Raw genomic sequence first — 21,310 nt, 5'->3', positions numbered from 1 at the left:
ATAAACGTGAGCAGTGAGCTTTTTGAGGCAATTCAATATTTAGAACGAGAAAAGGGGATTAATAAAGATATTTTAATGGAAGCATTAGAGGCAGCACTTATTTCTGCTTACAAAAAGAATTTTAAGTCTGCCACCAATGTCCGAGTCGACTTAAACGAACAATCAGGCAAAATGCAAGTGTTTGCTCGGAAGGAAGTTGTTGAAGAAGTTGAAGATAAACAACAACAAATATCTTTAGAAGAGGCTACCCAAGTCAGTCCTACGTATGATATTGGTGATGTTATTGAGATAGAAGTAACCCCTAAGGATTTTGGAAGAATAGCTGCCCAAGCTGCTAAGCAAGTTGTTACACAGCGAGTAAGAGAAGCGGAACGTGGCGTTATTTTTAACGAGTATATTGACCGAGAAGAAGATGTTATGACAGGCATTATTCAACGGAAAGATCCTCGCTTTGTCTATGTTAACTTAGGTAAAATTGAAGCCCGTTTACCTGAAAGTGAACAAATGCCAACCGAACAATATGACATTCATGATCGATTAAAAGTGTTTATCACAAAAGTCGAAAATACGAACAAAGGCCCACAGGTGTTTATCTCAAGGTCACACCCTGGTTTACTTAAGCGATTATTTGAAATGGAAGTGCCGGAGATTTATGACGGTACAGTTGAAATTAAATCCGTTGCTCGTGAAGCGGGAGACCGTTCGAAAATATCAGTTTACGCAGATAATCCAGAAATTGATCCGGTGGGTTCTTGTGTAGGTCAACGTGGTCAGCGTGTTCAAACGATTGTTAACGAATTAAAAGGGGAAAAGATAGATATAGTCGAATGGTCAGATGACCCCGTCGTTTACGTTTCTAATGCGCTTAGTCCTTCTAAAGTAGTTAAAGTAATTGTTAATGAAGAAGAAAAGGCAACAACTGTTATTGTTCCTGACTACCAGTTGTCTCTAGCAATTGGAAAAAGAGGACAAAATGCTCGGTTAGCAGCTAAACTAACTGGTTGGAAAATTGACATTAAGAGTGAATCAGAAGCTAGAGAAGAAGGCTTGCTAACTGGCAATGAAGCTGACGAAGCAGAACAAGTAGAAGAAGCATATACAGATGTTGATCTAGATTTATTTGATTAAGGAGGTTGGTTTTTATGGCAAAAACAAATAAAAAAACTCCTCTAAGAAAATGTTTAGTTACACAAGAAATGAAAGATAAAAAAGAATTGATACGGATAGTTCGAAACAAAGAGGGAGAGGTCTTTGTCGATCCGACTGGTAAGAAAAATGGTCGAGGAGCATACTTATCAAAAAACTTAGATGTGGTAGAGACAGCTAAGAAAAGTAAAGTTTTAGATCGTCACCTAAACGTTACTGTTGATGACTCCATTTATGAAGATTTAATACAAGTGATAGAAGGTAAAAGGAATTGAGTAATGGAAAGTATTTGAGTCTATTAGGATTGGCGATTCGCGCTAGACAATGTACATTGGGAGAAGAGTTAATCATTCGCGATATTCAGCAACAAAAAGCAAAATTAGTTCTTCTGGCTAAAGACACGGGCCCTCAAACAACAAAAAAAATATCAGACAAATGCCGCTATTATAATATACCACTAAGAATTGTTGATGATCGTGACACGATTTCAAAGGCGATCGGTAAGTCTGGTAGGGTTGCAATCGCCATTTTAGATCAAGGCTTTGCTAATAAAATTACATCGTTACTCGATGAATCTATTCGGGGGTGAACGTATGAGTAAAACACGCGTTTATGAATATGCAAAAAGTATGAATATTTCAAGTAAGGAAGTTATTGATAAATTAAATCAATTAAATATTGAAGTAACTAATCATATGTCAACTATTTCAGATAGTACGAAGAAAAAGTTAGATGAAATTTTTTCAGCTAAGAAAACAGACGCAAATGATACAGAAGACAAGAACAATCATCAAGCTAAACTTAAGACTAAGTTCAATAAAAAGTCTGAAGCTGATAAAGAAACAAATAAGTTAGCTAACAAGGATGGTAACAAATCGCAAGCAAAAGGTAATTCGAAAAATAAAAAGCAACATAACCAACAAAACCAACAAAACAAAAATAACCAACAGCAGCCGAAGCCAAAGCAAAAAGAGGAAATAAATAAAATCACCTATTCCGGCTCGCTAACCGTCGGTGAATTAGCAACAAAACTTGAAAAAGAGACAAACGAAATCATTAAAAAATTAATGTTCCTAGGTGTTATGGCAACAAAAAATCAAGAATTAGATGGAGATGCCATTGAACTTGTTTGTGAGGAATATGGCATTGAAGTAGAGCAGGTTGTCGAGCTCGATGAAAATGACTTAGAAAATTATAATATGCAAGATAAAGAGGAAGACCTAGAAGAACGCCCACCAGTCATCACAATTATGGGTCACGTTGACCATGGTAAAACAACGTTGCTTGACTCGATTCGTAATACGAAAGTGACAGAAGGTGAAGCGGGTGGAATTACCCAACATATCGGTGCCTATCAAATTGTAAATAAAGGGAAGAAGTTAACCTTTTTAGATACCCCGGGCCACGCAGCTTTTACAAGTATGCGTTCAAGAGGTGCTCAAATCACTGATATTGCTATATTAGTAGTAGCTGCAGATGATGGTGTAATGCCACAGACAGTGGAAGCAATTAATCACGCTAAAGCAGCTGAAGTTCCAATCATTATCGCTGTTAACAAAATGGATAAAGAAGGGGCAAACCCTGATCGTGTTATGCAAGAATTAACCGAACACGGGTTGGTTGCAGAAGAATGGGGCGGCGACACTATCTTTGTCCAATTATCAGCGATTAAGGGTGAAGGTATTGATGATTTAATTGAAATGATTCAACTTGTTTCAGAAGTTGAGGAACTTAAAGCCAACCCAAATCGGAATGCTTCTGGTACTGTTATTGAAGCACAGCTTGATAAGGGACGAGGATCGGTTGCAACGTTACTAGTCCAAAATGGTACGTTAAAGATTGGAGACCCAATTGTCGTCGGAAACACATTCGGTCGTGTCCGTGCGATGGTAAATGATTTAGGGAGAAGAGTGAAAACGGCTGGCCCTTCAACACCTGTTGAGATTACTGGTTTAAATGATGTACCACTTGCTGGCGACCAATTTGTTGTTTTTGATGATGAGAAAAAGGCTCGTCAGGTTGGTGAAGCACGTCAGCAAAAGCAAATTGAAGAAAAACGTGGCGACAAAGTAAAAGTGAGTCTTGATGATTTATTTGATCAAATCAAACAAGGTGAAATAAAGGATATAAATCTCATTGTTAAGGCAGACGTACAAGGCTCTGTAGAAGCACTTGCGTCATCCCTTGAGAAAATTGATGTCGAAGGCGTTAAAGTTAAAATTATTCACACTGGTGTCGGGGCCATTACTGAATCTGATATAATTCTTGCATCAGCATCAAATGCCATTGTCATTGGGTTTAATGTTCGACCAGATGTAAATGCTAAAAAAGCTGCTGAATCAGAAAAGGTAGATGTTCGTCTACATCGAATCATTTACAAAGTTATGGAAGAGATTGAAGCAGCAATGAAAGGTATGCTTGACCCAGAATTTGAAGAAAAAGTTATCGGTCAAGCAGAAGTAAGAGAAATCTTTAAAGTATCTCGTATTGGTACCATTGCCGGAAGTTATGTAACAGATGGCAAAATTACTCGTGATGCGGGTGTTCGTGTTATTCGTGATGGAATTGTTATTTACGAAGGTGAAATTGACACATTGAAACGTTTTAAAGATGACGTGAAGGAAGTCGCACAGAATTATGAGTGTGGTATTACCGTAGAGAATTTCAATGATATTAAAGAAGGCGACGTATTCGAAGCATACGTAATGGAAGAAATTAAACGCGTATGATCTTGTATGCACAGGTAGAATGTATTGTTTATGAAGCTCAGTCGCTGAAACAGAAACGTTCTGTGCTAAAAAAAATAATAACAAGAATACAAAATGATTATAATATAGCTATAAGCGAAATGGATTATCAAGATTTATGGCAAAGAACAATGTTTGGTCTTGTTACCATTTCAAGTAATAAGGTTTCGTCGGAAAGGCTTATGAATCAAGCGTTAGCTTTGATTGATTCTTTTCCAGAGATTGAACGTGCGAACACTACATTTGAGTGGTTGTAGTTTAGTTTAGCACCCTCAAGTTACAGAAGAGGTGGTCGTTGATGAGTGATTTACGTGCAAACCGTGTAGGAGAGCAAATGAAAAAAGAATTGGGCGACATTCTTGGTAGGAAAATTAAAGACCCGCGCGTTGGCTTTGTCACAGTAACAGACGTAGATGTTACTGGTGACCTACAACAAGCAAAAGTTTTTATTTCTGTATTGGGAAACGACAAACAAAAGCAAGATACGTTAGTTGGTCTTGCTAAGGCAAAAGGATATATTCGCTCTGAAATTGGAAAAAGAATTCGGTTGCGAAAAACACCAGAACTATTTTTTGAGTTTGATGAAGCGATTGAAAAAGGCAACCGAATTGAGCACATTCTCCGTGAACTAAACAGTACGAGCGATTAATGATGTCTTTGGATAAAACCCTTGTGTAGCGCCGCAAGGGTTTTATCGTTGTTCAAAAGGCATTAAGAAAAGCGCCTGGAGCTAGACCGCTCTTGGATTTTTCTATACTTTCTTATACTTTTGAAAAGCGCAAGGGCCTGTCTAGACTAAGACAGGCATAACTTATCCTTAATAAGGAGGGTGGAAGAATAAATGGATGGAATTATTCCACTATGGAAACCAAAAGGCTATACTTCACATGATTGTGTAATGAAAATCAGAAAACTACTTCGAACGAAAAAGGTTGGGCATACCGGTACATTAGATCCAGATGTGGAAGGTGTCTTGCCAATTTGTGTTGGACAAGCTACTAAAATCGTTCCATTTTTAACAGATACTGCCAAAACGTACATTGCTGAGTTAACACTAGGGACTGCAACAGATACAGAAGACAGCTCAGGGGAAATAATCGAAGAAAAACCTGTCAACAATTCGCTAACAATTGAAGAGATAAACGTAACCTTATCCGGGTTCTTAGGTGTAACAAAACAAGTACCACCGATGTATTCAGCTGTCAAAGTAAATGGGAAGAAATTATATGAATATGCTAGAGCAGGTGTAACAATTGAACGCCCTGTACGAAGTATTTTGATTAAAGAAATTGAGCTGTTGGAACATATTGATAAACGTCGGTTTCGGTTTCTCGTTGTTTGTTCAAAAGGAACGTACATTCGAACATTATGCGTGGATATAGGGAGAGCTTTAGGTTATCCGGCCCACATGTCCCATTTAATTCGTACACAAACAGGTAGTATTAGCGAACAGGAGACAGTTACCTTTGATGAAATAGAAAAAATGCTTGACAACAAAACGGCTGAAAAGGTGTTCCTCCCCATCCAAAAGGGTGTTGAACATTTGGATGCTTTGCTTGTAAAAGATGAGTTGATTGATAAAATATATAATGGGCAAAAACTACCGCTACCAAGTAACTTTAACTACACTAGTCCATTTCGAGTTCAATCAAATGATACATTACTTGCTATCTATGAAGTGAATCCTAAAAATAGCAGTGAAATAAAACCAGTTAGAGTATTCCAGCCCGAAAGTAGGTGAAAAGCTTGAAAACAATTGAACTATCTTATCCACATCAGCTAAAGCATGATCACATACAAGAAACTGTAGCAGCCATAGGCTTTTTTGACGGCATACATAGGGGACATCAAAAAGTAATAATGACTGCTAAAGAAACAGCAAAACAAACGGGGAGATTGTGTGCAGTCATCTCTTTTCATCCTCACCCATCAGTGGTGCTTAGGGAGGATGTCTCACATGTAAACTATTTAACACCGATAAAAGAAAAGGAAGAAATTTTAGAAGCAATGGGTGTCGACTTATTTTATATTATCCGTTTCAATGAGCAATTATCTAAGTTAGCACCGCAGTCATTTATTGATCATTTTATTATCGGACTTCATATAAAACACCTAGTTGCAGGATTTGATTTCACGTATGGTCATAAAGGTTTGGGAACGATGGACCAATTAGCTAATCACCCTAAATTAGCAACTACTATTGTTGAAAAAGTAGAAGTAGAGGGTGAGAAAATAAGCTCGACATTAATTCGTGAACTGTTAGTAGAAGGGCACATCGAAAAGGCAAGTCAATTACTTGGAAGACCGTTACAGGTACGAGGGATAGTTGAACAAGGAGAGCAAATTGGTAGGGAACTTGGCTATAAAACAGCAAACCTAAAGCTTGCAAGTGATTATTTTTTACCGAAACTAGGAGTATATGCGGTAACTATTTACTTAGATGGTCGTGTCCTTTGTGGAATGGCAAATTTGGGTTATACACCAACTGTTCAAATAGATAATATCGAACCTAAACTCGAAGTACATATTTTAGATTATAATAAGCCGATTTATGGGCAAGAATTAGTGATAGAGTGGAACAGGTTTATCCGTTCTGAAGCAAAGTTTAACAGCATGGAAGATTTGACAAACCAGATCAAGTTAGATGAATCCAAGGTGCGGAGTTATTTTGCCAAAAATCGCTCCGTTTAACCACCTTTTTGCTCGATGATTATTTTTCCACTTGCAATTTACGTGGAAAAGTTGTAATCTAAAATACGGAAACCATCTACTTGGCAAAGCGAATCTCCGGCGCTTGCTAGGGGAATGGGGATTTTAAAATAATAGGAGGTGAACAGGATGGCAATTACACAAGAGCGCAAGAATGAAGTCATCAATGAATACAAGACGCATGATAACGATACTGGATCTCCAGAGGTTCAAATCGCTGTCCTTACAGAAGAAATTACTAATCTTAACGAACATTTACGTGTTCATAAGAAAGATCACCACTCACGTCGTGGTCTATTGAAAATGGTTGGTAAACGCCGTAACTTATTGAATTACCTACGTAACAAAGATGTTACACGCTATCGCGAATTAATTCAAAAGCTAGGTTTACGTCGATAAGGTAGCTAAAAGCGGGATTATTTCCCGCTTTTTCTGTATGTAAAAATAATATACATAAAAGTACTACTTCCTCATGGGTCTTTTGCTGTATTTGCCGTGAGAAAGCCATTTGGAGTAATAATCAAGTTAATTTGGGTCACGATAAGAATATCTTAATTTGATTAGATAAGGGTATTACTTTCCCTATGATGGTGTTCTACCTTATTAGAATATCTGTCATTTTGTATATATATTATTTTTGATTGAAGAGAGGAGCCCTAAAAAATATGGCAGAAGAAAAGAAAATATTCTCCACTGAAATATCAGGAAAACCATTTACTGTTGAAATTGGAGAATTAGCTAAACAAGCAAACGGTGCTTGTATGGTGCAATATGGTGATACATCAGTACTTGCAACAGCAACTGCATCAAAACAGCCGAAAGACCTACCCTTTTTTCCGTTAACGGTAAATTATGAGGAACGTCTCTATGCGGTTGGTAAGATCCCGGGCGGTTTTATTAAAAGAGAAGGACGCCCTAGTGAAAAAGCAGTTCTTACATCAAGACTTATTGACCGACCGATTCGTCCTTTGTTCCCGGATGGATTCCGTAACGAAGTCCAAGTTATTAGCACGGTTATGAGTGTGGATCAAAATAATCCATCTGAAATAGCGGCGATGATTGGATCTTCTATTGCACTTGGAGTATCTGATATTCCTTTTGGTGGTCCTATTGCAGGTGTCATTGTTGGAAGAGTTGATGGTGAATTTATCATTAATCCAACAATTGAACAGGAAGAAAAAAGTGATATACATTTAACGGTAGCAGGAACTAAAGATGCGATAAACATGGTTGAAGCTGGTGCTGATGAAGTACCAGAAGAAATTATGTTAGAGGCCATTATGTTTGGTCACAAAGAAATCATCCGCCTTGTTGAATTCCAAGAAAAGATCTTCGAAGAAATTAGCAAGGAAAAGATGGAAGTTACCTTATTTGAGTTAGATAAAGCTTTAACAGAAGAAATTGAGCTTAAAGCAAAGGACCAACTAGTCCAAGCTATCCAAGTCCAAGAGAAACATGCTAGAGAAGATGCAATTAATGCGGCAAAAGAAGCAGTTATTTCTGCTTATGAGGAACAAGAAGCTTCTGATGCGACAATTGGCCAAGTGAAAGGCATTTTAGACAAGTTAGTAAAAGAAGAAGTCCGACGCTTAATAACGAAGGAAAAAATTCGTCCAGATGGTCGAAAAACCGATGAAATTAGACCATTATCTTCAAGAATTGGTGTTTTACCAAGAACGCACGGTTCTGGCCTTTTCACTCGCGGACAAACGCAAGCATTAAGTGTATGTACATTAGGTGCATTAGGTGATGTACAGATTTTAGATGGATTAGATTTGGAAGAGTCGAAACGCTTTATGCATCACTACAATTTTCCATCCTTTAGTGTCGGAGAAACTGGACCAATTAGAGGACCAGGTCGTAGGGAAATTGGTCATGGTGCGTTAGGTGAACGTGCATTAGAGAAGGTAATACCGTCGGAAAAAGAATTCCCTTATACTATTCGTCTTGTTTCTGAAGTGTTAGAATCAAACGGTTCAACGTCTCAGGCAAGTATATGTGCTAGTACGTTAGCGATGATGGATGCTGGTGTGCCAATCAAGGCTCCGGTTGCCGGTATTGCGATGGGTCTTGTTAAATCAGGTGACGACTACACGATTTTAAGTGATATCCAAGGAATGGAAGATTTCTTAGGAGATATGGACTTTAAAGTTGCTGGGACAGCTAAAGGCGTAACTGCTATTCAAATGGATATAAAAATCGAAGGATTGTCTAGGGAGATTTTAGAAGAAGCTCTCATTCAAGCTAGAAAAGGCCGTTTGCATATCCTTGAGCATATGATTGCGACTATTGATGAACCTAAGCAAGAGTTATCACAGTATGCACCTAAAATTTTAACAATGAAAATTAACCCTGATAAAATTCGAGATGTGATTGGACCAAGTGGTAAACAAATTAATAAGATTATCGAAGAAACAGGGGTTAAAATTGATATTGAGCAAGATGGTAATGTCTTTATTTCATCAACTGATGCTGAAATGAACAAAAAAGCGCAAAAAATTATAGAAGATATTGTCCGTGAAGTACAAGTAGGCGAGATGTATTTAGGCACAGTAAAGCGGATTGAGAAGTTTGGTGCTTTTGTTGAACTGTATAAAGGCAAAGAAGGACTAGTTCATATTTCAGAACTTGCTGAGGAAAGAATTGGCAAGGTAGAAGATGTGGTAAAAATAGGTGATAAGATCATGGTCAAAGTCAAAGAAATTGATAATCAGGGCCGTGTTAATCTATCTAGAAAAGCAGTTCTTAAAGAAGAGAAAGAAAAGTCAAATACGAAGTAAGCGCAAGTAAGAAGCTGGCCTGCCAGTTTCTTTTTTTATGCGCACAAGCAATCGATTCGTGGTTTGACTAATCAGTGACTCAAATCTGTCGATAAACCGGATACGTCATTAGCCTATGTAACTTGCCTTTGATCCGTGCTTATTTTTTAGAAGTATTGTGTGATTGTTCTATGTTGTCCATCTCTTTCATAAGTTTTTATGGAGAGGTCGATGAACGCGGCTATAGGAAAGCTTAGAACAAAATAAGATTAAATACTGCTTATTAGAACACAATAAGGTAATCTAAAGGAGGTGAAAACCTGGTAACTAATTTTTATCCTTTTTCAATCTTATTGATACGAAAATTAGTAACCGGGTACGGCTTATGAAGCAATGGATACTGACGTGTATAACTTTCTTTATTTTACTTGGGGTATCCTATGATTATTTAACGAAAAACTATACATATGGTTCCAATTTAGAAGTGAATCAAATTCCTGTAAGTTCACAACCTGTCGTGCAAAAACAAGACGAATTACTAAGAGAAATACAAGCAAAACGCAAACAATATGAGGAAGATCCGGAAGACGCTAAAATCGACAAAGTATGGAAGAAAATGCCTGGAAGAAATGGATTGCAAGTAAATGTAGAGAAGTCATATCAAAATATGAAAGAAGCAGGAAAGTTTAATAAGGATTTACTTGTGTATGACCAAATTGAACCTGAAGTGACATTGAAAGACCTACCTCCATCACCAATTTACCGAGGCCATCCTAAAAAGAAGATGGTATCTTTAAATATTAATGTTGCATGGGGTGGGGAAAATATCCCGAGTATTCTTAGCACGTTGAAAAAACAAAAAGTTAAGGCTACATTTTTTATTGAAGGAAAGTGGGCAAGCAAGAATACAAAGTTAGTTAAAATGATTTTAGAAGAAGGTCATCTGATTGGCAACCATGCCTATGACCATCCTGATATGAATCGTTTGTCAAAAGAAGAAAACAGAAAGCAAATTGCTAGAACAAATGAAATATTAGAGGCTATTACAAATGAAAAGCCAAAGTGGTTTGCCCCGCCTAGTGGAAGCTTTAATAATGGTGTAGTAGAGGCTGCTTCTGAAATGGAGATGGAGACAATATTATGGTCAGTTGACACAATTGACTGGAAAAAACCATCCACCTCTGTTATGGTTAATCGTGTTATGAATAAATTACATCCAGGAGCAATGATTCTCATGCACCCAACTGATGTTATTGAACAAGGACTTGAAGAATTAATTGTGAACATTAAAGATAAAGGGTATAAAATTGGAACAGTAGATAGACTATTAAGTGAGAAACGATATTAGTTAAAATTGTTAGGGATGGATTAGGAGGACTTTAGTTGCTACAAAAACACGAATGTCAAAATGGACTACGGATTGTATTAGAAGAGATTCCAGCAGTAAGATCAGTAACCATTGGAATTTGGATACTTACTGGTTCAAGAAACGAATCCAAGGAGATCAATGGAATATCTCATTTTTTAGAACACATGTTTTTCAAAGGGACAAAAACGCGTTCTGCCAAAGATATTGCCGAGGCATTTGATGCAATTGGCGGACAAGTCAATGCATTTACATCAAAGGAATATACTTGTTTTTACGCAAAAGTACTGGATACACATAAAGAATATGCTTTAGAAATACTAGCAGATATGTTTTTTAATTCAACATTTGATGAGGTCGAATTAGAAAAAGAAAAAAAGGTTGTTTATGAAGAAATTCGCATGTCAGAAGATACCCCTGATGACATTGTTCACGATCTATTATCAAAAGCGTCTTACGGTCATCATCCATTAGGCTATCCTATTCTTGGAAGTGAAGAGACATTGGCCACTATACACGCTGCTGATTTGAAAAAATATATGGCTACTCACTATACACCAAGCAATATCGTTATTTCGGTAGCGGGGAATGTAAATGAGTCTTTCTTTTCGGTGATTGATCAGCATTTTGGGAAATTTCAAGGTGAAGCAGATCAACATTCATACGAAAAGCCAACATTTATTGCCGAGCATGTCGAAAGGATAAAAGAAGCAGAACAAGCGCATTTATGTCTTGGTTATAATGGCTTTTCGATCGATGATGAAAATGTTTATAGTCTTATTGTAATGAACAATGTACTTGGTGGAAGTATGAGTTCTAGGTTATTTCAAGAAGTGAGGGAACAAAGAGGGTTAGCTTATTCTGTCTTTTCTTATCATAATTCTTTTTTAGATAATGGCTTGTTGACCATCTATGCTGGTACAGGAAAACAACATTTATCTGAATTAAAAGATACGATTGAAAAGACAATAGAGGAATTAGTAATGCATGGATTAACAGACAAAGAGCTCCATAATAGTAAGGAACAATTAAAAGGTAACTTAATGCTTAGTCTTGAAAGTACTAACAGCCGAATGAGTCGAAATGGACGAAATGAGCTATTGTTAGGGAAACACCGGACGTTAGATGAAATGATTGAGGAAATTAATTTAGTTACACTGGAGTCTACACATGATGTGATTCGTAACCTATTTTCAAATTCTTATTCGAGTGCTTTAGTGAGCCCACAAAAATAAACCTACTGAGTAATCATAGGTTTATTTTTTTTGCATAGCTATAACAGTAGGAAGATTTATATTTTATTAGGTGGTGATAAAACTTGAGATATAGGGATTTAAGTAACAAGGAAATCGTTAACGTTAAGAGTGGATCACGACTAGGTGTTTTAGGACAAACAGACTTGGAAATAAACGAACAGACAGGTCACATTGAATCTTTTATCGTATCTAATTACAGTTGGTTTGGAATGAAAAGGGAAGGAAATAGCTCAAGAATTCACTGGGATCAAATTAAGAAGATTGGTGATGATATGGTTATTATTGAATCGTAGTTTGAAGTGAATCTAGTTAATTGAAACATAGTATGATAAGAAAGCGTTTGGAGCATTGTTTCCAAGCGCTTTTGTATTGTCTTTTAAGTATAGTGTACAGTGATTTTCCAAATACAATTAAAAATTATAGTCACTAACTAGGGAAAATCTCATACTATATTTACGAATAGTGACTAACGCCAGGCGAGGTGAAATAATGACTACGACTAAAAATATCGCAGTATTAGGCGGAGATGCCAGATATTTAGAAATGATTAGAAGCTTTTCTAAAGCGGAAAACGTAAATATTGAACTAGTTGGATTTGATCAGTTAAAAGAAGGATTTACTGGCGCAAAACAAGTTGATTTTGAAGAGTTGGACGTAAGTAAGTTAGATGCAGTTATTCTTCCTATTCCAGGTACGGATGACGAGGGTTATATAGACACAGTCTTTTCAGATAAACAGATACAAATAACAATGAAGTGGTTAAACCAGTTACCAAAGCATTGCATAGTGTTCAGCGGGATTGCTACTGGTTATCTAAAAGATGCTGTAAAGAAAGCAGATTTGAAATTAATGCCACTTATGAATCGAAACGATGTTGCAATATACAATTCGATTCCAACAGTCGAAGGAACGATCATGATAGCCATTCAAAATACAGATTTCACTATCCATTCTGCAAAAGTGATTGTTTTAGGTCTAGGTAGAGTTGGAATGAGTGTAGCAAGTAAATTTCATGCGCTAGGTGCAAAGGTTTATGTTGGCTCTAGAAATAAAGCAGACTTAGCACGAGCAACTGAAATGGGATTGACCTCTTTTCACATTGATCACTTGCCTGCATATACTTCTGAATGTGACATCTTAATCAACACTGTCCCGGCACTGGTGGTTAATGAAGAATCCATTCAACAAATGAAGTCTCACACGTTAATTATCGATTTAGCATCAAAACCAGGTGGAACAGATTTTGATTTTGCCGAAAAAAGAGGGATAAAGGCATTGCATTCATTAGGGCTACCTGGGATTGTTGCTCCAAAAACTGCAGGGGAAATTCTAGGTTCTGTTATTTTGCAAATTTTAGAAGAAGAGAAGTTAGGGGAGGAGTAATACAATGTCATTAAAAGGCAAAAAAATCGGCTTTGGTATTACCGGGTCACACTGTACGTACGCAGCAGTATTTCCTCAAATAGAGAAACTTGTGGAAATGGGAGCAGAAGTTGTTCCTGTTGTATCCTATACGGTTCAATCAACAGACACTAAATTTGGCAAGGCAGATGACCATATGGAAAGAATCGAAAGCATTACAGGGAGAAAACCGATCACTACTATTGTTGATGCCGAACCACTAGGACCAGCTGAACCGCTAGATTGCATGGTCCTAGCACCACTAACAGGGAATTCGATGAGTCGGTTAGCAAATGCGATTACTGATTCTCCTGTATTGATGGCTGCAAAAGCTACAATTAGAAATGGAAATCCAGTTGTCATTGGTATATCCACTAACGATGCACTCGGTTTAAATGGTGTTAACTTAATGCGTCTAATGTCAACAAAGCTTATGTATTTTGTCCCATACGGTCAAGACGATCCAATTAAAAAGCCGAACTCACTTGTATCTGATATGACTAAAATTCCAGAAACAATTGAACACGCATTAGAATTCAAACAAATTCAACCTGTTATTATTGAAAGATAAAAGCAAATAGCCTTTCTATACCTTACTAGTAGTTTATGTTAGAATAGATATCATTAAGTGTATTTTTTACTACCTGTAAATATGTCTTATTTATTTGGTAGGATTTAGCAATGAAGGCCAAGGGATTAGAGATTAAAACTAAGGCTAATTTAAACACTAGTAAGCAAATAGAGAGGGGAAAAAACAATGGTAAGTGAACAAGGCTATCATATTGCAGTAGTTGGTGCAACAGGTGCTGTAGGACAAAAAATGTTAGAAACATTAGAAAAGAAAAATTTCCCAATAAAATCATTGAAATTGTTATCATCTAGCCGCTCTGCGGGTATAAAAATAAATTTCAAAGGTGAAGAGTTTACTGTTGAAGAAGCAACACCAGCAAGTTTTGAAGGTGTTCAAATTGCATTATTCTCTGCTGGGGGCTCAGTTTCAAAAGCTTTAGCTCATGAAGCTGTAGCCCGTGGTGCAGTAGTGGTAGATAATACAAGTGCATTTCGAATGGATGAAAACGTCCCATTAGTTGTGCCTGAAGTTAACGAACAAGATATTGCAAATCATAACGGTATTATCGCAAATCCGAACTGCTCAACAATTCAAATGGTAGCAGCATTAAAGCCAATTCAAGACAAATTCGGGATTTCGCGAGTGATCGTTTCTACGTATCAAGCAGTTTCAGGTGCAGGAAATGCTGCTGCAGAAGAATTAAGACAACAATCACAAGCGTTTTTAAACGGTGAAGAACTTAATCCAGAACTTCTTCCAGTTAAAGGGGAAAAGAAACATTATCCTATTGCCTTCAATGCCCTACCTCAAATAGATGTATTCCAAGACAATGGCTATACCTATGAGGAAATGAAAATGATTAATGAAACAAAGAAAATAATGCATGCACCTGAGTTGAAAGTTGCTGCTACATGTGTGAGATTACCATTCTTTACTTCTCACGCAGAAAGTGTATATGTCGAAGTGGACGGAGAAAACGTTCAAGTGTCTGATGTTCAGGAAGCACTTCGTCATGCACCGGGTGTTGTACTAGAAGATGACCCGGCGAATCAAGTGTATCCTACACCGTTAAGTGCCTCAAACAAAAGTGATGTATTTGTAGGTAGAATCAGAAGGGACTTGGACAATCCAAATGGTTTCCATTTATGGGTTGTCTCAGACAACTTATTGAAAGGTGCAGCATGGAATTCGGTCCAAATTGCTGAGTCGCTTGTAAACAATAATTGGTTAAAATAATTTAGAGGTGTCTTTATGAAGATATTAGTACAAAAGTTTGGTGGTACCTCTGTAAGGGATAAAGAGTCAAGACAAAGTGCTATTTCACACATCGAAAATGCGATTAATGATGGGTACAAAGTAGTTGTTGTCGTTTCAGCCATGGGAAGGCACCCTGACCCTTATGCTACTGATTCATTACTTGAACTAGTTGGGTATCCTAACACAAGTATTAGTAAACGAGAGCAGGACTTACTACTCTCTTGTGGAGAGACAATATCTTCGGTCGTTTTTTCGAATGAATTAAAAAAGAATCACGTGTCATCGATTGCATTGACAGGAGCTCAAGCAGGCTTCCTTACGAATGATAATTTCACGGATGCAAAGATTAAAGGAATGAATGTCGGTCGTGTCCACGAAGAGTTAATGGAACATGATGTTGTCGTCGTCGCCGGCTTTCAAGGGAAAACAGAAGGCGGCGAAATAACAACCATTGGTCGCGGGGGTAGTGATACTTCAGCAGCTGCGTTAGGTGCAGCACTGAATGCAGAATTCATTGATATATTTACAGATGTGGAAGGCATTATGACAGCCGACCCTAGAGTCGTTAAATCTGCGCGAACGTTGGATGTTGTCACGTATACGGAAATATGTAATTTAGCCTATCAGGGGGCAAAAGTTGTCCATCCAAGAGCCGTTGAGATAGCGATGCAAGTGAAAGTCCCTATGAGGGTTAGGTCAACGAAATCAAAAGATACTGGCACACTCGTTACAAATTCCAGGGAACAAACGAAGGGTAAAGATATACCGGACCGTTTAGTGACGGGAATTGCTCATATGTCAGAGATAACACAAATAAAAGTTCAATCGACAAATGAACCGTATCAATTACATTCAAAAGTGTTTAAAGCTATGGCAGAGGCTGGCATCTCAGTTGACTTTATCAATATATCTCCAAATGGAGTAGTGTACACTATTCCGGAAGTCTTTACAGACAAAGCTGTACCATTATTGCAAGAACTAGGGCTAAAACCCGAGATTACGAACAATTGTGCAAAGGTTTCGCTAGTAGGTGCTGGTATGACAGGTGTTCCTGGTGTTACAGCTAAAATAGTGCAAACATTAACGGATGCTGAAGTGCAAATCCTTCAGTCTGCCGATAGTCACACAACAATTTGGGTATTAATCCGTGAGAAAGACTTAGTGGCAGCAGTTAATGCCTTGCATCAGACATTCGGGTTGGACCTCGTTAAGACCTCGTTGTAATGTAGGATTATAAAAGGGTGTGTAGTCTTCCGTGGCTTTCACACCCTTTTGTGTTCTTGTTTTTGGTTTCAGATGAAAGGAGAATGAAACATCATGAATTTTGGTAAGTTACTGACTGCGATGGTAACTCCATTTGATAGGGAGCTTAACATTGATTTTGAAAAAACAACGGAACTAATCGAATATTTGATAAAAAATGGTACCGATGGATTAGTTGTTGTCGGTACAACTGGAGAGTCTCCTACGCTTTCAGTTGATGAAAAGTTACAACTATTTGAACACGTCGTGAAAACCGTGAATAAACGTGTTCCAGTAATTGCTGGAACAGGCAGTAATAATACGTTAGCCTCTATTAAACTTACGAAAGAAGCGGAAAAACTAGGTGTGGACGCAGCTCTATTAGTGACCCCTTATTACAACAAACCGAATCAAGCTGGTTTATATGAGCATTTTCGTACAATAGCCACTCAAACAAAGTTGCCGATTATGCTATATAACATACCAGGTAGGTCGGTGGTATCTTTAGATGTTGATACAATCGTAAGGTTATCAAAAATCGAAAATATCGTTTCCGTTAAAGATTCTAGCGGGGACCTTGATTCAATAACGAAGATCATCGAACAAACCGATCCAAACTTTTCTCTCTACAGTGGTGACGATAATCTAACATTACCAATTATGTCAGTTGGAGGAGACGGTGTTGTCTCGGTTTCATCCCATGTTCTTGGTAACGAGATGAAGCAAATGATAACAAGCTTTAACCAGGGAGATGTTGGTAAAGCTGCTCTTTTGCACCAACAACTTTTGCCGAAGATGAAAGGCATTTTCATGGCACCTTCTCCAGCCCCAGTTAAAGCTGCCTTGCGGTTAAAAGGGATAGACACTGGGGGCGTTCGATTACCACTAGTTGAGCTTTCCTATGAGCAAGAAGAAGAATTAAAAAATTTGTTTCAATAAAAAATGCCCGGGTTTGATTCAAACAATGGATTAAACCCGGTTTTTTTTATAAGATAAGAAAGTATACAAAAATCCAAGCATGGAAAACATTCAGCAACAGCCACGTCCAGCTTCAGCGCCTACGCTTTTCTTACTGTTTCTAGGTCAATTAAGTCAACTTGGTACTACGAAAAAAAACAACGTAACGTAAATAATTGAAATTACCTTTCTATTTCTTTGTATGTAACAGTTTTTGAATGTTCATACTATTACTGGATAAAGAAAGGAGTACTTACTATGCCAGATAAAGAACCGAATAACGATCAAAACCAAGATCAAAATCAATCATCATTGGTACAAAAGATTCAACAGCTCGGACAATCTTCTGTACCAACAGCACCTGATTCCAACATACACGTTTTGCCAATCATTGGACAAATAGAAGGACATATTCAACTTCCGCCGCAAAACAAAACAACGAAATATGAACATTTGATTCCCCAAATTGTTGCGATTGAACAAAATCCTAAAATAGAAGGGGTCATTGTTCTATTAAATACTGTTGGGGGCGATGTTGAAGCAGGCCTCGCTCTCTCTGAAATGATAGCATCGATTTCCAAGCCTACAGTGTCCATTGTATTAGGGGGTGGGCATTCGATAGGGATACCGATCGCTGTTTCGACCAATTACTCGTTTATCGTTCCTACTGCGACAATGACTATTCACCCAATTAGATTAACTGGATTAGTGATTGGTGTACCTCAAACATTTGAATATTTAGATAAAATGCAAGAACGAGTTATCCGATTTGTTACGGGTCACTCCAATATAAAAGAAGAAAAGTTTAAAGAATTAATGTTTGAAAAAGGAAACCTAACAAGAGATATCGGGACAAATGTTGTAGGGAGAGATGCAGTCGAATACGGATTAATTGACGCAATTGGTGGAGTCAAGGAAGCGATGCATAAACTTAGCGAATTAATTTCAGAATCGAATGATAGGAAGATGATTCAATGATTCTCTATACGCCATTAAGCGAATTTGATATCTTTCCGACGGACCAAGCTAGTTATACTAATCGTCAAATGATCGATGTGGATGAGATGACTGTTGAAATTGAACATATTGAACAAGGATCTTACCGAATTACTCAATTGCTTTCGACTAATCCACAACATTTCTTAAATCAATCGCTGACTCCTGGTACTACTTTTCAGTTATATTAACGCTAACTACTCAACATTTAATAACTCTATGATATAATAATGTATAAAATGGTGAATTGTGTTACTTTGACCAAAATAACGTAACCCTTGTCAATTTTTGACAAGGGTTTATCTCATCACTAGTACATGGCAAGTAATCATAGAGGTGATAACAGTTGGCTAAAAGAAGAAAAACGAAAAAAAAGAAACAACAACCGACATTAAAAGCACAAGTTAAATTAGAACTAATTGGTATTTTACTACTATTTTTTGCCGTTTTGGGGAGTGGGGCTAGCTCGATAAGTGAAGGAGCAATTCCGGCAGGGTTAGAAAATATTTTTAGATTTTTGTTTGGAATGTGGTACTTTATAGCTTCTGTGTTTCTTACTTGGGTTGGATTATATTTAATGATTAAGCGAAAAATCCCATTTCTGTTTCACAAACGTTTAATCGGGACTTACATTATTTTACTAGGCCTTTTATTATTAACCCATATTCAAACGTTTGAGTCTGTATTAATATATTCTGTCGAGCCTTCGATATTAAAAACAACTGGAAGCAACTTTTTTGCATTTATCAATGATGAAGTACCTGCCAGTAATCTTGGGGGAGGTATGGTTGGTGCCTTCTTATTTGCTTTTAGTTACTATTTGTTCTCATCTACAGGTGCTAAGTTTTTATCTGTTCTTGCCATCTTAATCGGTGGATTATTTATTACAGAGTTTTCTATTGGTGACTTTATCGAAAAACTATCAAACTCGTTTCGCTCCTTTGCTAAGAAACAATTAGAAGAATGGAAAGAGTTGCGAATAAATCGAAAAGAAAAGAAGAAAGAGCAAAAGAAACAATCAAAACAGGCCAAAGAGGTTGCGAGCGATTGGGATGATATTGCTGAAGCTAGTGAACCAGTCATTCAAGAATTTACGGATATTGCGTACTCGATGGACAACAAAGCAAAGGAAGAAAAAGCACAGCTTAACCCGATTAGCACTGATTCCAAAGTAACTGCTAATCAACCCAACAATGGCCCAGAAAAAGACAGCAACGATGATCAAGATTTAACAGCGTCGTTACCGTTAGCAGAAATAGAGAACGTCGATTACCATTTACCATCGATGACGTTGTTAACGGAACCGAAACATAATACACAACATCAAGAAAGAGGGCAAATTCAAGCAACGGTAAGGAAACTTGAAAGAACCTTCCATAGCTTCGGTGTGAAAGCTAAAGTAACGAAAGTCCACGTCGGTCCTGCTGTTACGAAGTATGAGGTCTATCCTGATGTCGGTGTAAAGGTAAGTAAAATTGTGAACTTGCATGATGATCTTGCCTTGGCGCTAGCTGCTAAGGATATTCGAATTGAAGCACCAATACCAGGAAAATCTGCAGTTGGTATAGAGGTTCCAAATCAAGAAATTGCTACGGTGTCCTTGCGTGAAGTATTAGAAACAAGACAAGCCCAACAAGGTTCAAAATTAGCTTTTGTTTTAGGAAGGGATATTGCCGGAGATGCAGTCATGGCTGAATTAAATAAAATGCCACACCTTTTAGTTGCAGGTGCAACAGGTAGTGGTAAGAGTGTTTGTATAAATGGAATTATTACAAGTATATTAATGCGGGCAAAACCACATGAAGTGAAAATGATGATGATTGATCCAAAAAAAGTAGAGCTAAATGTATACAATGGTATTCCTCACTTACTTGCCCCCGTTGTAACCGATCCGAAAAAAGCGTCAAGAGCGCTTAAGAAGGTAGTTGCTGAAATGGAAAGAAGGTATGATTTATTTTCAGATACCGGAACAAGGAATATCGAGGGATACAACGACTATGTAAAAAAACATAATGTAACAGAAGGAGAAAACCAACCACTATTACCATACATTGTTGTTTTAGTGGACGAGTTAGCTGATTTAATGATGGTTGCGTCAGGTGATGTGGAAGATGCTATCACTCGTCTTGCACAAATGGCACGGGCTGCTGGGATTCATTTGATTATTGCAACGCAACGCCCGTCTGTTGATGTTATTACCGGGGTCATAAAAGCAAACATTCCTTCTCGAATTGCATTTAGTGTTTCTTCTGCCACAGACTCTAGGACGATTCTTGATTCTGGTGGAGCAGAAAAATTGTTAGGACGTGGAGATATGTTGTTCATCCCTGTTGGCGCATCAAAACCAACAAGAATACAAGGGGCCTTTTTATCTGATGATGAGGTTGAAAAGATTGTTAACCATTGTGTCGAACAACAAAAGGCACAATATCAGACGGACATGATCCCAGATGAAGAGAATGAAGTTCAGTCAGAGGTCGATGATGATTTATTTGATGAGGCAGTTCAAATGATTGTTGAAATGCAAAGTGCAAGTGTATCGATGTTGCAACGTCGATTTAGAATTGGATATACACGAGCAGCGAGGCTAATAGATGCGATGGAAGACCGAGGTATTGTTGGCCCTTATGAGGGATCAAAACCACGGACAGTTCTTGTATCTAACTATTCAGAAGAGAAGTCATCATAAAAAATGGATCATGTGGTTAAAATAGAATTAATCTACCCTTGTCTTATCTAGGCAAGGGTAAAAAAATTGACTTTTTCGATAAATGAATGGAATCGCAAGTTGCGGAATGTGTCGTTTTTTGGCAAAAATGTAATTATTTCTATTTAATTCTAGAATTAAAAGTGTTATATTTAGTGCGGACATTTACGAGATGGTTAAATACAGTTAGTTGTTC

General features: G+C 37.5%; 21 protein-coding genes. All 21 read left to right on the top strand.

All coding sequences use genetic code 11. The features are described from left to right. The first annotated feature begins 6 nt into the window (after nt 1-6). Nucleotides 7-1,128 (top strand): transcription termination factor NusA, encoded by a 1,122-nt coding sequence (gene nusA / locus NC799_RS05475; protein ID WP_272445366.1) that lies wholly within the window; start codon nt 7-9, stop codon nt 1,126-1,128. A gap of 14 nt (nt 1,129-1,142) precedes the next feature. After that, nucleotides 1,143-1,421: an RNase P modulator RnpM gene (gene rnpM, locus NC799_RS05470; protein ID WP_272445365.1), complete on the top strand. Its 279-nt coding sequence runs from the start codon at nt 1,143-1,145 to the stop codon at nt 1,419-1,421. Next, the gene (locus tag NC799_RS05465) at nt 1,418-1,735 is read left to right on the top strand and encodes a YlxQ family RNA-binding protein (protein ID WP_272445364.1); all 318 of its coding nucleotides are present in this window, start codon (nt 1,418-1,420) and stop codon (nt 1,733-1,735) included. Before rnpM ends, NC799_RS05465 begins: the two co-directional genes overlap by 4 nt. A 4-nt stretch (nt 1,736-1,739) precedes the next feature. Further along, complete coding sequence (gene infB, locus NC799_RS05460; RefSeq protein ID WP_272445363.1) at nt 1,740-3,875, top strand: translation initiation factor IF-2; 2,136 nt, start codon at nt 1,740-1,742, stop codon at nt 3,873-3,875. Beyond that, entirely contained in the window at nt 3,872-4,150 is a 279-nt protein-coding gene (locus NC799_RS05455; protein WP_272445362.1) for a DUF503 domain-containing protein, read from the top strand. Before infB ends, NC799_RS05455 begins: the two co-directional genes overlap by 4 nt. Nucleotides 4,151-4,191: 41 nt before the next feature. Further along, entirely contained in the window at nt 4,192-4,542 is a 351-nt protein-coding gene (gene rbfA / locus NC799_RS05450; RefSeq protein WP_272445361.1) for a 30S ribosome-binding factor RbfA, read from the top strand. Nucleotides 4,543-4,734: 192 nt separating this feature from the next. Then, nucleotides 4,735-5,634: a tRNA pseudouridine(55) synthase TruB gene (gene truB, locus NC799_RS05445; protein WP_272445360.1), complete on the top strand. Its 900-nt coding sequence runs from the start codon at nt 4,735-4,737 to the stop codon at nt 5,632-5,634. Nucleotides 5,635-5,639: 5 nt separating this feature from the next. Further along, complete coding sequence (gene ribF, locus NC799_RS05440) at nt 5,640-6,584, top strand: riboflavin biosynthesis protein RibF (protein WP_272445359.1); 945 nt, start codon at nt 5,640-5,642, stop codon at nt 6,582-6,584. A 147-nt stretch (nt 6,585-6,731) separates the two neighbouring features. After that, nucleotides 6,732-7,001, top strand: a complete 270-nt coding sequence (rpsO, locus tag NC799_RS05435) for a 30S ribosomal protein S15 (protein WP_272445358.1) — start codon at nt 6,732-6,734, stop codon at nt 6,999-7,001. Between the two features lie 266 nt (nt 7,002-7,267). Further along, entirely contained in the window at nt 7,268-9,382 is a 2,115-nt protein-coding gene (gene pnp, locus NC799_RS05430; protein ID WP_272445357.1) for a polyribonucleotide nucleotidyltransferase, read from the top strand. 364 nt (nt 9,383-9,746) lie between these two features. Further along, nucleotides 9,747-10,709, top strand: coding sequence for a polysaccharide deacetylase family protein (locus tag NC799_RS05425; RefSeq protein ID WP_272445356.1), 963 nt, complete (start codon nt 9,747-9,749; stop codon nt 10,707-10,709). A 35-nt stretch (nt 10,710-10,744) separates the two neighbouring features. Next, on the top strand, nt 10,745-11,962 hold the full coding sequence (locus tag NC799_RS05420; RefSeq protein ID WP_272445355.1) for a M16 family metallopeptidase: 1,218 nt from the start codon (nt 10,745-10,747) through the stop codon (nt 11,960-11,962). 83 nt (nt 11,963-12,045) lie between these two features. Beyond that, the gene (locus tag NC799_RS05415) at nt 12,046-12,276 is read left to right on the top strand and encodes a YlmC/YmxH family sporulation protein (protein ID WP_272445354.1); all 231 of its coding nucleotides are present in this window, start codon (nt 12,046-12,048) and stop codon (nt 12,274-12,276) included. Nucleotides 12,277-12,472: 196 nt separating this feature from the next. After that, nucleotides 12,473-13,366, top strand: a complete 894-nt coding sequence (dpsA, locus tag NC799_RS05410; RefSeq protein ID WP_272445353.1) for a dipicolinate synthase subunit DpsA — start codon at nt 12,473-12,475, stop codon at nt 13,364-13,366. Nucleotides 13,367-13,370: 4 nt separating this feature from the next. Next, on the top strand, nt 13,371-13,955 hold the full coding sequence (locus NC799_RS05405) for a dipicolinate synthase subunit B (protein WP_272445352.1): 585 nt from the start codon (nt 13,371-13,373) through the stop codon (nt 13,953-13,955). A 186-nt stretch (nt 13,956-14,141) separates the two neighbouring features. Further along, nucleotides 14,142-15,191: an aspartate-semialdehyde dehydrogenase gene (asd, locus tag NC799_RS05400; RefSeq protein WP_272445351.1), complete on the top strand. Its 1,050-nt coding sequence runs from the start codon at nt 14,142-14,144 to the stop codon at nt 15,189-15,191. Nucleotides 15,192-15,206: 15 nt separating this feature from the next. Further along, nucleotides 15,207-16,436: an aspartate kinase gene (dapG, locus tag NC799_RS05395; RefSeq protein ID WP_272445350.1), complete on the top strand. Its 1,230-nt coding sequence runs from the start codon at nt 15,207-15,209 to the stop codon at nt 16,434-16,436. 90 nt (nt 16,437-16,526) lie between these two features. Continuing rightward, nucleotides 16,527-17,393 (top strand): 4-hydroxy-tetrahydrodipicolinate synthase, encoded by an 867-nt coding sequence (gene dapA / locus NC799_RS05390; protein ID WP_272445594.1) that lies wholly within the window; start codon nt 16,527-16,529, stop codon nt 17,391-17,393. Between the two features lie 276 nt (nt 17,394-17,669). Next, nucleotides 17,670-18,389 carry a ClpP family protease gene (locus NC799_RS05385; protein WP_272445349.1) on the top strand — a complete coding sequence of 240 codons (720 nt, stop codon included), beginning with the start codon at nt 17,670-17,672 and terminating at the stop codon, nt 18,387-18,389. Then, complete coding sequence (locus tag NC799_RS05380) at nt 18,386-18,598, top strand: YlzJ-like family protein (RefSeq protein ID WP_272445348.1); 213 nt, start codon at nt 18,386-18,388, stop codon at nt 18,596-18,598. Before NC799_RS05385 ends, NC799_RS05380 begins: the two co-directional genes overlap by 4 nt. Before the next feature lie 155 nt (nt 18,599-18,753). Continuing rightward, nucleotides 18,754-21,096, top strand: coding sequence for an FtsK/SpoIIIE family DNA translocase (locus NC799_RS05375; protein ID WP_272445347.1), 2,343 nt, complete (start codon nt 18,754-18,756; stop codon nt 21,094-21,096). Nucleotides 21,097-21,310: the final 214 nt, after the last annotated feature.

The sequence above is a fragment of the Aquibacillus salsiterrae genome, assembly GCF_028416595.1.
Taxonomy (GTDB): Bacteria; Bacillota; Bacilli; order Bacillales; family Amphibacillaceae; genus Aquibacillus_A; species Aquibacillus_A salsiterrae.
The sequence above is the reverse complement of the archived record's forward strand: the minus strand, read 5'-3'. Positions and strand labels throughout refer to the sequence as shown.

Bases quoted from the DNA above. Each gene is read 5' to 3' on its own strand.
- rnpM (WP_272445365.1), top strand. From the start codon at position 1,143: ATGGCAAAAACAAATAAAAAAACTCCTCTAAGAAAATGTTTAGTTACA.
- infB (WP_272445363.1), top strand. From the start codon at position 1,740: ATGAGTAAAACACGCGTTTATGAATATGCAAAAAGTATGAATATTTCA.
- NC799_RS05455 (WP_272445362.1), top strand. From the start codon at position 3,872: ATGATCTTGTATGCACAGGTAGAATGTATTGTTTATGAAGCTCAGTCG.
- rbfA (WP_272445361.1), top strand. From the start codon at position 4,192: ATGAGTGATTTACGTGCAAACCGTGTAGGAGAGCAAATGAAAAAAGAA.
- truB (WP_272445360.1), top strand. From the start codon at position 4,735: ATGGATGGAATTATTCCACTATGGAAACCAAAAGGCTATACTTCACAT.
- rpsO (WP_272445358.1), top strand. From the start codon at position 6,732: ATGGCAATTACACAAGAGCGCAAGAATGAAGTCATCAATGAATACAAG.
- pnp (WP_272445357.1), top strand. From the start codon at position 7,268: ATGGCAGAAGAAAAGAAAATATTCTCCACTGAAATATCAGGAAAACCA.
- NC799_RS05425 (WP_272445356.1), top strand. From the start codon at position 9,747: ATGAAGCAATGGATACTGACGTGTATAACTTTCTTTATTTTACTTGGG.
- dpsA (WP_272445353.1), top strand. From the start codon at position 12,473: ATGACTACGACTAAAAATATCGCAGTATTAGGCGGAGATGCCAGATAT.
- NC799_RS05405 (WP_272445352.1), top strand. From the start codon at position 13,371: ATGTCATTAAAAGGCAAAAAAATCGGCTTTGGTATTACCGGGTCACAC.
- asd (WP_272445351.1), top strand. From the start codon at position 14,142: ATGGTAAGTGAACAAGGCTATCATATTGCAGTAGTTGGTGCAACAGGT.
- dapG (WP_272445350.1), top strand. From the start codon at position 15,207: ATGAAGATATTAGTACAAAAGTTTGGTGGTACCTCTGTAAGGGATAAA.
- NC799_RS05385 (WP_272445349.1), top strand. From the start codon at position 17,670: ATGCCAGATAAAGAACCGAATAACGATCAAAACCAAGATCAAAATCAA.
- NC799_RS05380 (WP_272445348.1), top strand. From the start codon at position 18,386: ATGATTCTCTATACGCCATTAAGCGAATTTGATATCTTTCCGACGGAC.